Annotated in this window: 20 protein-coding genes; all 20 read left to right on the top strand. The window is 35.3% G+C overall.

Features of this window, described 5'->3' with window-relative positions; genetic code table 11:
- The coding region (locus KAS42_00470; protein ID MCK4904707.1) for an MBL fold metallo-hydrolase at positions 1–640 on the top strand (640 nt) is incomplete at its 5' end.
- Between the two features lie 6 nt (positions 641–646).
- On the top strand, positions 647–1,144 hold the full coding sequence (locus KAS42_00465) for a class I SAM-dependent methyltransferase (GenBank protein MCK4904706.1): 498 nt from the start codon (positions 647–649) through the stop codon (positions 1,142–1,144).
- The gene (locus KAS42_00460; protein MCK4904705.1) at positions 1,141–1,857 is read left to right on the top strand and encodes an anaerobic ribonucleoside-triphosphate reductase activating protein; all 717 of its coding nucleotides are present in this window, start codon (positions 1,141–1,143) and stop codon (positions 1,855–1,857) included. Before KAS42_00465 ends, KAS42_00460 begins: the two co-directional genes overlap by 4 nt.
- Positions 1,858–1,859: 2 nt before the next feature.
- Positions 1,860–2,207 (top strand): aspartate 1-decarboxylase, encoded by a 348-nt coding sequence (locus tag KAS42_00455; protein MCK4904704.1) that lies wholly within the window; start codon positions 1,860–1,862, stop codon positions 2,205–2,207.
- Between the two features lie 9 nt (positions 2,208–2,216).
- Positions 2,217–2,708 (top strand): GNAT family N-acetyltransferase, encoded by a 492-nt coding sequence (locus KAS42_00450; GenBank protein MCK4904703.1) that lies wholly within the window; start codon positions 2,217–2,219, stop codon positions 2,706–2,708.
- Positions 2,692–2,859, top strand: a complete 168-nt coding sequence (locus tag KAS42_00445) for a zinc ribbon domain-containing protein (GenBank protein ID MCK4904702.1) — start codon at positions 2,692–2,694, stop codon at positions 2,857–2,859. Before KAS42_00450 ends, KAS42_00445 begins: the two co-directional genes overlap by 17 nt.
- Before the next feature lie 163 nt (positions 2,860–3,022).
- Positions 3,023–4,873, top strand: coding sequence for a 4Fe-4S binding protein (locus tag KAS42_00440; GenBank protein ID MCK4904701.1), 1,851 nt, complete (start codon positions 3,023–3,025; stop codon positions 4,871–4,873).
- A gap of 62 nt (positions 4,874–4,935) precedes the next feature.
- Positions 4,936–5,127: a CooT family nickel-binding protein gene (locus KAS42_00435; GenBank protein ID MCK4904700.1), complete on the top strand. Its 192-nt coding sequence runs from the start codon at positions 4,936–4,938 to the stop codon at positions 5,125–5,127.
- 68 nt (positions 5,128–5,195) lie between these two features.
- On the top strand, positions 5,196–5,540 hold the full coding sequence (locus KAS42_00430; GenBank protein ID MCK4904699.1) for a thioredoxin family protein: 345 nt from the start codon (positions 5,196–5,198) through the stop codon (positions 5,538–5,540).
- A gap of 3 nt (positions 5,541–5,543) precedes the next feature.
- Positions 5,544–5,966 (top strand): CoA-binding protein, encoded by a 423-nt coding sequence (locus tag KAS42_00425; protein ID MCK4904698.1) that lies wholly within the window; start codon positions 5,544–5,546, stop codon positions 5,964–5,966.
- On the top strand, positions 5,963–6,418 hold the full coding sequence (locus KAS42_00420; protein ID MCK4904697.1) for an FAD-dependent oxidoreductase: 456 nt from the start codon (positions 5,963–5,965) through the stop codon (positions 6,416–6,418). The genes KAS42_00425 and KAS42_00420 overlap by 4 nt, the downstream gene beginning before the upstream one ends.
- A gap of 51 nt (positions 6,419–6,469) precedes the next feature.
- On the top strand, positions 6,470–7,102 hold the full coding sequence (locus tag KAS42_00415) for a hypothetical protein (GenBank protein ID MCK4904696.1): 633 nt from the start codon (positions 6,470–6,472) through the stop codon (positions 7,100–7,102).
- A 17-nt stretch (positions 7,103–7,119) separates the two neighbouring features.
- Entirely contained in the window at positions 7,120–7,449 is a 330-nt protein-coding gene (gene trxA, locus KAS42_00410; protein MCK4904695.1) for a thioredoxin, read from the top strand.
- Positions 7,450–7,497: 48 nt separating this feature from the next.
- Positions 7,498–8,271 (top strand): radical SAM protein, encoded by a 774-nt coding sequence (locus tag KAS42_00405; GenBank protein MCK4904694.1) that lies wholly within the window; start codon positions 7,498–7,500, stop codon positions 8,269–8,271.
- A 4-nt stretch (positions 8,272–8,275) separates the two neighbouring features.
- Positions 8,276–8,728: a peptide deformylase gene (gene def, locus KAS42_00400; GenBank protein ID MCK4904693.1), complete on the top strand. Its 453-nt coding sequence runs from the start codon at positions 8,276–8,278 to the stop codon at positions 8,726–8,728.
- A gap of 85 nt (positions 8,729–8,813) precedes the next feature.
- On the top strand, positions 8,814–9,665 hold the full coding sequence (locus tag KAS42_00395) for a DUF89 family protein (GenBank protein ID MCK4904692.1): 852 nt from the start codon (positions 8,814–8,816) through the stop codon (positions 9,663–9,665).
- A gap of 12 nt (positions 9,666–9,677) precedes the next feature.
- Positions 9,678–9,980 (top strand): DnaJ domain-containing protein, encoded by a 303-nt coding sequence (locus KAS42_00390; GenBank protein ID MCK4904691.1) that lies wholly within the window; start codon positions 9,678–9,680, stop codon positions 9,978–9,980.
- A 323-nt stretch (positions 9,981–10,303) separates the two neighbouring features.
- On the top strand, positions 10,304–11,656 hold the full coding sequence (locus KAS42_00385; GenBank protein ID MCK4904690.1) for an FAD-dependent oxidoreductase: 1,353 nt from the start codon (positions 10,304–10,306) through the stop codon (positions 11,654–11,656).
- On the top strand, positions 11,653–12,039 hold the full coding sequence (locus KAS42_00380) for a hypothetical protein (GenBank protein ID MCK4904689.1): 387 nt from the start codon (positions 11,653–11,655) through the stop codon (positions 12,037–12,039). Before KAS42_00385 ends, KAS42_00380 begins: the two co-directional genes overlap by 4 nt.
- Positions 12,040–12,042: 3 nt before the next feature.
- Positions 12,043–12,162: (4Fe-4S)-binding protein (locus KAS42_00375; protein ID MCK4904688.1), on the top strand; the 120-nt coding region annotated here is incomplete at its 3' end.

Here is a 12,162-nt window from a genome sequence, read left to right as displayed (position 1 = left end):
GATTAATGACGATATTCTTTTTGATACGGGTGAGAGCAATGAAGTCCTTGATTTTAATATGAAAAAAATGGGAGTGCAGGCGGACAAAATAAAAAAACTTGTTATATCCCACGACCATTACGATCATATCGGTGGTTTGGAATCTATTCTTAAGAAAAATTCAAACATAGAAGCATATCTTCTTTCAGATTTTGGTAATGAATTGAAAGAAAAGGTGTTATCTTTAGGCGCTAAGGTTATTGATAACGATAAATTTATCGAAATTTCCGACGGGATATACACTACGGGAAGAATTGAAGGCGAATACGCAGGAGAGCCCATTTCGGAACAAGCAATTGTTACCAAGACAGAAAAAGGATTAGTTGTTGTTACGGGATGCTCACATCCATTGATTACTGATATTGTTGAAACCGTAAAGAAAAGATTTCCAAAAGATAAAATTTTTATGGTTTTAGGCGGATTCCATCTTCTTGAGAAGGATATTAGGGAAGTAGAAATTATCGCTCAAAAAATGAAAGACTTGGAAATTGAAAAAGTTGGTCCTACGCATTGTACCGGAGAAGAAGCTATCCAGGTTTTTAAAGAAAATTTCGGAAATGATTTTGTTCGTGTAGGAGTTGGGGCTATCATCGGAGTTTAAAAAAACATGGAAAGAAGACCGTTACCTGAAGAAGTAATAGAAGCATTGGATATAAAAAAAGGAATGAAAATTCTTGATTTTGGTTGTGGAGGGGGAAGATATTCTCTTCCTATAGCAAAGTTTTTGGGTAAAGGAAGCAAGGTATATGCTTTAGATAAAGAAAAAGACGAGCTGAAGAAAATCAGTGATGAAATAGAAAAATTAAAAATTGAGAACATAGTTTTAATTTGCAGTGATGGGGATATACCGTTAGTAGAAGAGAGCGTGGAGATGGTTCTTTTGTTTGATGTATTACATATTGGTAATAATAAAAATGGGTTGTTAGAAAAATGCTGCAAAGTATTAAAATCTGAAGGAATTATTGCTATATTCCCGCATACCCATATATCAGGTAGCGAAATAATAAATATGGTCAATCAGACAAATCTTTGTATTTTTAAAAATGCGCATGAAAAATTAGGTTTATATATTTTCAAAAAAAAGGAAACACAGAGCTTAAAGTGAAATTACAAATAAAAGGATTTATACAAAATTCGCTTTTAGATTGGGACGGAAAGATAGTTTCTACTTTATATACTCCATATTGCAATTTCCGTTGTCCGTATTGCCATAATGGGGGGCTTGTTCTTGAACCCGAGAAATTGGAGTCTATTACGTTTGAAGAAATTAAGGATTATTTGGAAAAAAACAAGAAGTGGGTTGACGGCATATGCCTTACTGGTGGCGAACCGTGTATTTTTAAGGATTTGCCTGAATTTATTCAAAAAATTAGAGATATTGGCGTAATGGTAAAATTTGATACTAACGGAACATTTCCTGAAATGCTTCAAAGAATAATTGACAAAAAATTGGTGGAATATATAGCAATGGATATAAAAGCGCCTCTTGATTCTGAAGCATATGCCCGTTCTATAGGTGTTGGGAATAAATATATGCTGGACAGAATAAAAAAAACCATAAAAATAATAATGAATTCGGGACTGGATTATGAATTTAGAACTACGGTTGTCCCGACGCTACATACGGAAGAAGATATAGAAAAAATAGCAAAATCTATTAAAGGAGCAAAAAAATACGCTCTCCAGAATTTTTCTAATAAAGGAGAGATTTTGGACCCTAAATTTGCAGAAATTAAACCATATTACATAGAAACATTGCAAAAAATGTGCGATTTGGCGTCTTCTTATGTAGATAAATGCGTAGTGAGGGGCGGATAAAAATGAGATGGTATTTGAGAAGTAAAATCCATAATGCAATCGTGACTGATGCAAAAGTAGAATATATTGGAAGTATTACCATAGATTCTATACTGGTGAAAAAAGCTGGCTTTGAAGAAGGAGAAAAAGTTCAGGTTTGGGATGTTACTAATGGCGAAAGGTTGGAAACTTATATCATTTTGGGAGAAGAAAACTCTGGGAGAATTTGTATGAATGGCGCTGCTGCCAAGAAAATCAAGAAAGGACACAAAATTATCATAGCCGGTTTTGAGCTTTTAGAAAAAAGAGTAAAGCCAACAATTGTTTTGGTTGATGAAAACAATAGGTTTGTTAAATATTTATCCCATTAAAACACTCAAGTGGAACAAAGAAAAAAATTTGCAATTAAGAAAGCAACTATAAGCAATGTAAAAGAGATACATAAATTAATAAGTAAATATTCTAAACAGGGCTTGATGCTTTGCAGATCGCTTGCAGAAATAGAAAGCAAAATAAGAGACTATTTTATCTGTGACATAAAGGGGAAGGTTATAGGATGTGTAGCGCTTAGAATCTGGAACAGGAGAAGTTCAGAAATTTACGCTTTAGCTGTTGGGATTAAACATACCGGTAAAGGAATTGGCACAAAGTTAATCAGGGGCTGTATCGCCGATGCGAAAAAATTGGATATACCTTCTGTTTTTGCGCTTACTTCAAAACCCTCTCTGTTTAAAAAGTTAGGATTCCAAAAACTCAATATCAATGAACTCCCTAAAGTAATATTTACAGAAAAGATTATTAACATAGAGAAGGCTTACGGGTTAAAAGCTCATAAGATAGGGGGCAAAGAGGCAAATGAAGCGAAAGTATAAATTTTGTCCTTTATGCGGGCATTATTTAAAATTTAGGACCATTGAAGGGCAAAGGAGACTTATCTGCCAGCAATGTGGATGGGTAAATTATGATAATCCTTTGCCGGTTTTAGACGGTTATAGGAACAGTATATGTTTTAAACTTTTTTAGCTACAGCTTTGGGAGTTGCTATGAATGGCTTTTCTTGGAAAGCCAGTATAGTTTTCTTTGTAAGTATAGCGATATTATTGATGATCCAACACTATTTCAAACGCCATTTAAAGTGTCTGGTTTACAAACAAAATGTTTAGTTCTATGAGGAAGGAGCAAGGTAATGAGCGAAGAAACAAAACGAGTAGATATTGCCATTTCCAGTGGTAAAGGCGGGACAGGTAAAACTTTTATAGCTACTAATTTGGCAAAAGTATTATCTGAGAAATATAGTCAAATTCGCTATTTAGATTGTGATGTAGAAGAACCTAACGGGCATTTGTTTCTTAAGCCGGTTATAAATAAAGAGGAAAGCGTTACTTTGATTGCTCCTGTGGAGGTGGACAAAGAAAAATGTATTTCCTGTGGCAGGTGTGCAGAAGTTTGCAAATATAATGCTATCGCCGTTATAAAAAACAAGGTGCTTATATTTAAAGAACTTTGCCATGTATGTGGAGCATGTAAAATTGTCTGTCCTGTAGATGCAATTATTGAAAAAGAAAGAAAAATCGGTATTATAAAAGAAGGGTTAAGCAGAGACATAAAGGTATATTATGCACTGTTGGAAACTGCAGAAGGGGGAATGTCTCCACGATTGGTAAAAAAGGTAAAGGAATATGCCGGAGAAGGAATAAATATTTTAGATTCATCTCCGGGAACAAGTTGTCCAGTAGTAGAAACAGTTAAAGATGTAGATTTATGTGTCTTGGTTACTGACCCTACACCTTTTGGTATAAATGATTTAAAGCTTTCTGTGGATATGGCAAGAGAAATAGGCCAGGAGCCGGTAATAGTAGTGAATAGGGCTGAATATATGGATAATGCTTTAAAAGAATATTGTTCCCAGGAAAAGTTGGAAATTATAGGAGAAATTCCTGATGAGCGCAGAATAGCCGAGAGTTATTCTCGGGGTGAGTTGGCAGTAGAGCAATTTCCTGAAATAAAAGAGATGTTTGAGGAATTAGCGGATAAAGTATTAACCTTATCCCAGCAGGAAAGAAAAGTGCCCAAGTTAGCAAAAAAAGAAAAGTTGTCTGATAAGAAAATTCCCGAAAAAGCTAAGAAATACGGCGCTCTTGGAGCTGTGAAACCTAAGGAATTGGTAGTTATTAGCGGTAAAGGAGGGACAGGTAAAACTTCTCTAACAGCGTGTTTTACTGCCTTGGCAAAATCAGCTGTAATTTCTGATTGCGATGTGGATGCGGCGGATTTACATCTAATCCTGTCACCTCAAATAAAGGAGAGAGGTTTTTTTAGTGGTGGAGTAGAAGCAAAAATAGACCAAGATAAATGTACTCAATGCGGCAAGTGTAAGCAAGCTTGTAGGTTTTCTGCTATTGAGGAATATGAAGAGAAAGGTAAAAAGAGATATAGAATCGATAAGATAGCTTGTGAAGGATGTGGTGTGTGTAAATTAGTTTGTGAATATGGAGCTGTAAAAACTAAACCTGCGATAAACGGCGAATGGTTTCTGTCTGATACTCGACATGGTCCAATGAGCCACGCTAAGTTGGGGGTAGCTGAAGAGAATTCTGGCAGATTAGTTACTTTGGTTCGCGATAAAGCTGCTCTGCTTGCCGAGCAGAATAAGAGAACCGAAGCCATAATGGATGGGGCTCCCGGCACAGGATGTCCTGTAATATCTTCTATTACAGGAGCTGATTATGCCTTGGCTGTTACTGAACCCACCGTCTCAGGCGTGCATGATTTAGAAAGGGTATTACATGTAATTAACCATTTTGGAGTTAAATCCGGCATTGTAGTGAACAAATATGATTTAAATGAAGAATTGACGCAGAAGATAAGAGAATTAGCAGGGAAATATAATTCGCAATTTTTAGGGGTGATACCTTATAGCAAGGAAATTACAGAAGCCCAAATGCGGAAATTATCCGTAGTAGAATATACCGATAGTCCTTTAACAGAAAGTATAAAGGGAATTTGGGAAAAAATAGACAAAGTTTTTCGTACTTAACTATGTCAACTAAAAAAATCAGCAAAGTATTATTACCAAAAAAGGGGATAGAGGCGATACCTATGTGTATTCCAGCGATAAGTATAGTAAAAGAAATGCGCAAATCTGTTTTGAAAGATACTTTTGGAGTTATCGTGGATGATAAAATGGTTCATGTGGATACACTTATGGGCGAAAGCAAAAATCTGCAGAGCTATTTTATAAGTGAAGTTAATCTTATGGATAATTATGTGATACTGAAGAGAAGAAAGTAGTGTGGTTAATTTTGGTTTTTTGATACATGTTACAAATGAAAACACATAAAAATAAGGAGGGGGGATAAATGCTTCAAACTAATTTAAAGCATATTGAAACAGTAGAACAACTTAAAGAGTTAATTGAGAACAATGAAAAAGTTGCCGTTTGTTGCGGAAGAATGGGGCAGATGTGTATTCCCGTTTTTGCTGTCATGCAGGAATTGGAGTCGAAATATCCGCATGTTCAGTTCAGAGATATGGATTTTGATATTCCAGCTGCTTCTTTTATCAGGGATTTGCCGGAATGCGCTCAATTTATGGGATTGCCTTTTACTGTTTATTTTAAGAATGGTAAAGTCGTTAAAGCAACAAGCAGTATTCAAAGCAAAAAACAGATAACAGATATATTGGACGAAGTATTTAAGGATTAGAATATGGAAATGCAGAAATTAGTTGAAGATTTCTTAAACCAAAGGAGCTTTGCTGTAGTAGGTTCATTCAGAAATGAGACAAAATACGCCTATCAGATTTTTAAAACATTAATAGAAAAAGGCTATGAAGTTTTCCCTGTTAATATGAATATTAGCAAAGTGGAAGGCAGAGTTTGTTATAAAACAATAAGCGATATTCCGTATAGCGTAGATGTTGTTGATATAGTTACTCCGCCATCGGTAACTGAAGATATCTTAAAAGAATGTTTACAAAAAGGTATAAAAAGGGTGTGGCTTCAGCCGGGTGCTGAAAGCCAAGAAGTTGTAAAGTTTTGCAAGGAAAATGACATTAAGGTTATTCACAATATTTGTGTTATGCTGGACGGAATAAAAAAACAGAAACAACAAGAAGGGATTCCAAAATGAGAGTTCAAACAACAAAAGGAAATTACTTGACCTCCGTACTCATAATGGCTTCCGGGAGTATTTCTAAGAAATTAGGGATACCCGGTGAAGAGAAATTTAAAGGCAGGGGAGTATCTTATTGCGCAATCTGCGACGGTCCTCTTTATAAAGATAAGGATGTAGCTGTTATAGGTTGCGGCAATTCTGGATTACAAGAGGGAGAAGCGATTCTTAAATATGCGAAAAGTGTAACCTTTGTAGAATTTTTGCCTAATTCTATGTTTTTAGAGGGCCTTGTTGATATGGACAAAGCAGATTACATCAAGACAGATGATGATATGAAGGCAAAAACCGACGGCATCTATGCAGTAGGAGATGTGCGTTCAAAGAAAGTTCGCCAGATAGATGTTGCCTGCGGAGAGGCAACTATTGCAGCAATATCGGCGAGAGATTGTATAAATAAATTGAAGTAAGAGATGAGAAAAACTGTGTAAAATGTCATATATAAAAATATAGGAGAACGAATGTTTAAACAAATTTTGGCGGAATTAAAAGAACATGCTTCTTTTACTACCTTTGGAGCGATTACGGGAATAGTTATTATGGTGGTTTCGCTAAAATTATCTTATAAAGTTTCATATAATATATTTTATGTGCTCCATCCTTTACATGTGTTTTTAAGCGCATTAGTTACTGCATCTATGTATAAACTCCATACATGTGAGCGCATAAGCGGCAAATGTATAAGCGGCAAATGCAATCTTTGGATTTTACTCATTATTGGTTATATAGGTTCGGTGGGTATCGCTACGTTGAGCGATTCAATTATTCCCTATATAGGTGAAGTAATGCTAAATATGCCTAATAGAGGCATTCATTTGGGATTTATTGAGAAATGGTGGTTGGTAAACCCATTGGCTATAGCGGGAATAATTACAGCTTATTTTTGGCCAAAGACAAAATTCCCGCACGCTGGGCATGTGTTGCTTAGTACGTGGGCTTCCTTATTCCATATCATTATGGCATTGGGTGGTGGGTCTTTAAAATGGTTTTTATATTCAATAATTGGCTTGTTTTTGTTTATTGCGGTTTTGCTCCCGTGTTGTGTAAGCGATATTGTGTTTCCGCTGTTATTTGTGAGAAGAAGTAAAAAATAGAATTAGAGGGTGTTACAATGGAAATTAAGATAACAGATGTAAATTTTAAACAAGAAGTATTGGAATCAGAATTGCCTGTTTTGGTGGATTTTTATGCTGAATGGTGTGGGCCGTGTCAGATGCTTGCGCCGACAATAGAATCAATAGCCAAAGAATACGAAGGCAAAATAAAAGTATGCAAAACCAATATAGATGAAGCCTCTGATACTGCTGCAAAATATGAAGTTATGAGTATACCAACTTTGGTAGTATTTGATAACGGTAAAATTGTAGGTAAAAGTATTGGAGCGGTTTCTGAAACAGAAATTGCAAACATGATTAAACCCTATATTAAAGAGGGAAAATGATGATTTATTTATCGGATTTACAATGCCAGAAAACCTTGGAGTTAGATGATGAAACAGGTATTTAATTATATTTATGGTCCGGTGCCTTCTTGGAGATTAGGAAGCTCTTTGGGTATAGATTTGCTCTCACAGAAAGAAAAAATTTGTAATTTTAATTGTGTTTATTGTCAGCTTGGCTCTGCGGTAAAATATACGGTTGAAAGGAAGATTTATGTTCCTGTTGGAAAGGTTATTGAAGAATTGGAATCAATGCCTAATACAAAAATAGATTATATTACTTTTTCCGGAAGAGGAGAACCAATTTTGGCGAAAAATTTAGGAGAGGCAATAAAAGCAATAAAATTAAGTCGTAAGGTTCCGGTTGCAGTTTTGACTAATTCAACTCTCTTATATAACGATGAGGTAAAGAAAGAGCTATCCTTGGCGGATTTTGTAGTAGCTAAATTAGATGCTTTTTCTACGGAATCTTTACAAGAAATTAATAGGTCTGCTAAAGCAATAAAATTTAAGAGTATTTTAGAAGGGATAAGAGAATTTAAAAAAGGTTATCAGGGAAAGTTAGCTTTACAGATAATGTTTATAGAGCAGAATAAAAAACACGCAAGTGAAATTGCACGAATAGCAAGAGAGATTAATCCTGACGAAGTTCAAATAAACACGCCACTTAGACCATGTAGGGTAAATCCTTTGCCTAAACAAGAATTAGATAAAATAAAAACATACTTTGAAGGTTTAAATGTAGTATCTGTTTATGAAGCCGAAATTAAGAAGGTTAAGCCGGTAAGCAATAAAGATACACTAAAAAGAAGAGGTAAGGTTTAATGTTATGAGGAAAATTGATGATATAGAATCATTAGTAATAAAAAAGTATCCTGATAAAATCTTAAGAAAGAATTCTATTGGGGTGGAAGAGATTACCGATAAAGAAACGGAACTTTTCAAAAAAATGCTTTTTACCATGAAATGTTTTGATGGTATTGGGTTAGCTGCTCCACAGATTGGCATATCGGAAAAATTAATTGTTGCGGAAGTTGAAGAAAAAACTATAAAATTAGCCAATCCTGAAATTATCAAGGTAAGGGGAGTTGATAAAATGGTAGAGGGCTGTTTAAGTATACCGGATTTTACTGTTGAAATAGAAAGGTCATATGAAGTTATAGTAAAAGGACTAAATGAGAAAGGGAAAAATGTTCAGATAGAAGCCGAAGGACTTTTGGCAAGAGTATTGCAACATGAAATAGACCATCTTCATGGGAAATTAATTATTGATTATTCATAATTGGGATGGATTAAAATTTAAAGTAAAAGTTAAGAGGGTTAAAAATGGAACTGATTAAAGGTTTAATTAAAGAGGAATTTATAGAATGAAAACTCATTTGGATTGCATCCCCTGTTTTTTAAAACAGACAATTGAATCGGCGCGAATTACAGGTGCTGATGAGAAGTTGCAGAAGAAAATTATAGATGAAGTCTGTAAAATCATTCCGGATTTTTCTTTTGAGGCCTCTCCTCCGCAAATGGCTGTAAAGATTCATAAAATTATAAGAGAACTTACTTCTAACAAAGATCCATATAAAAAAATTAAGCAGGATTCACAAAAGTTGGCTCTTGGTATGTATCCGTATCTAAAAGAACAAGTTACCAAAGCGGATGATGCCCTTTCTTCTGCGGTTAAAATTGCTGCTATAGGAAATGTTATAGACCTTGCCGTAAATGATGTTGCAACAATAAACAGAAAATTAGAAGATATCTCAAATCATGAATTTGCGATTTTTGATTACGGGCAATTTACAAATGCTTTAAATAATGCAAAAACGATTCTTTATCTTGGAGATAATGCAGGTGAAACTGTTTTTGACAGGGTATTGCTTGAAGAAATGCCGAAAGATAAAAAAACATATTATGCAGTAAGAGGTTATCCTGCGATAAATGATGCATTAGAAGAGGATGCTATAGAGGCAGGGATAGATAAGTATGCGGAAATAATATCAAATGGTTCAGATGCTCCCGGAACTTTTTTAAATTCTTGTTCTAAGGAGTTTTCAGATATTTTTCTTAACGCAGATATGATAATAAGCAAAGGACAGGGCAATTTCGAGTCTTTATACGGTAGCGATTATCCGGTCTTTTTTATCTTTATGATTAAGTGTCCACCTGTAGCAAAAGAATTGAATGCTAAGATTGAAAATTTGATATTAAAGAGTGGAAGGGAATAAGGAGTAGGTGAATTGGATAAATTTGAGATGATTGATAAAGCTAGAAAAATATTAGGGTTAGGTGAAGAAACTAATAGAGAAGAGATTAAAGGAAAATATAGAGAATTAATGAAAAAATATCATCCTGATAAAACATCCAATAATCAAGAATATTTAGAGAAAACTAAAAATATAAATTGGGCTTATAAAGTAATTACGTCTTACTGCGATGAATATAAATTTTCTTTTAGTAGACAAGAGGTTGAAAGAATGAATCCTGATTTAAAATTAAACAGACAATTTGGAGACGATTGGTTAGCAAAGGGAAATAAATGATTATTACTATTGTAAGCGGCAAAGGCGGTACAGAGGCAAGACCTTGGTATCAACAAGTCTTGTTTTGTCATTAAAAGAACCGATCCATCCCGTTAGAGATAAAATATCTGAGGTGTCTAACGGTTGCCTTGGGCAACCTATCTCTAACGGGATCCAATTTCTGGATTGTGACATTGAAGAACCTAATGCTCATATTTTCTTAAAGTCTGAAATTAAAGAAAGGGAAAAAGTTTATTTACCTAAGCCGATTGTAGAAGAGTCTAAATGTACAGGATGTTTTTAATATGATTAGAGATGGAAAACTTAATTAAGGAGGAGATGCTATGAATAAAAAAGTAGATATACTTATTGTTGGCGCAGGTCCTGCTGGAATGGTTAGTGCTGTTACAGCCAGGAGATATTATCCGGATAAGAATATTTTGGTGATAAAAAATGTAACTACTGGATGTATTCCCTGCGGTATTCCCTATATGTTCTCTAGCTTAAAGAATCCCCAAGATAATATTTTAGGAACAGATAGTCTGATAAAAAATAATATTGAAGTGGTAGATGATGAGGTGACTAAGATTGGCAGAGAGAAAAAGAGCGTAGAAACAAAAAATGGTAATGAGTATGTATACGAGAAATTGATTTTAGCCATGGGTTCTTCTCCTGTTATTCCGAAAATCCCCGGCATTGATAAAAAAGGTGTGTATCCTCTATACAAAGATATGGATTATCTTAAAACCTGTGTTGAAGAGATTAAAAAGGCAAAAAACGTTTTAATAATCGGCGGGGGATTTATAGGTGTAGAGTTCGCGGATGAAATTTCAAAGATACAGGGTATTAATGTGTATTTAGTGGAAACTTTGCCCTGCCTGTTAGCAAATTCTTTTGATGAAGATTTTTCTTTGTTGGTTGAAGAAAAGCTTAAAAATAAAGGCGTCAAAATTCTTCTTAACACAAAAGTTGTAGAAATTTCAGGGAAAGAGAAAGTTGAAGGAGTGCGGTTTGAAAACGGCGAAAAGTTAGAAGTAGATAGTATTATTTTAGGGATAGGGGCAGTTCCTAATACAAAGCTTGCAACTGATGCGGGTTTGGATTTGGGCAAGGGTAAGGGGATATGGGCAGATGAATATATGCGTACTTCTGATTTTGATATTTTTGCGGTGGGCGATTGCGTGGGGAAAAGAGATTTTTATACGCGAAGGGACACCGCAGTTATGCTGGCCTCAACCGCTACCGCAGAAGCAAGAGTCGCAGGCGCTAGTCTTTACCAGTTAAAGGTTGTCCGTGAAAATAAAGGGACAATCGCAATTTATTCCACTTATGTAGATGGTTTGGTTTTAGGTTCTGCAGGGCTTACTCAAACAAGCGCTAAGAAGGAAGGTTTTGAAATCATTACAGGCAATGCTGAAGGCGTAGATAAACATCCGAAAAGTTTACCCGGAGTAAGTAAAATAAAGGTAAGACTGATTTTTTCCCGTCAATCAGGGATACTTATGGGTGGACAAGTTTCAGGCGGCATATCGGCTGGAGAGATGATTAATATAATTGGCATGGCTATACAACAACGGGTTTCCTTAACTGAATTGGAAACTTTGCAGATGGCAACTCATCCCTGTTTAACAAGTGCACCTACTATGTATCCGATTGTATTAGCAGCTCAGGATGCATCAGGGAAATATAATATATGATAAAAGAGTTTCACAATAAATGCTTTGGCTGTGGTGAATATTCTCCGCACGGGTTGAAATTGAAATTTTCTCTTCATGGCGGTGTGCTTACAGGCGAGTTCAAAATATCTTCGGATTATCAGGGGTATGATGATATAGTCCACGGCGGTATCATAACTACGATTCTCGACTGTAGTATGGTAAATCTGTTTTTGCAAAAGGACGGGTTATCGTTAAAAACAGCTAAATTGAATGTGAGTTTCAGAAGAAGTCTTCCCGTGAACGAAAATTTTATTGTTATTGCGGTTACCGATGATACTGCAAGACACTTTTATAAGGCAAATGCCAAAATAAAAATAGGCGATACGGTTTTTGCCGAGGCAGAAGGATATTTCAGGATATAACAAATGAAACAAATATTAATAATCAGCGGTAAAGGCGGCACAGGCAAAACGGTAGTAACCGCTTCATTTGCAGTTCTTGCCAAAAATAAGGTAATGGTTGATGCGGATGTGGATGCGGCTAAT

Source organism: bacterium (assembly GCA_023135785.1).
Taxonomy (GTDB): Bacteria; CAIJMQ01; CAIJMQ01; order CAIJMQ01; family CAIJMQ01; genus CAZNJA01.
Note: the sequence above shows the minus strand (reverse complement) of the source record. Positions and strands in the feature narration are given on the sequence as shown.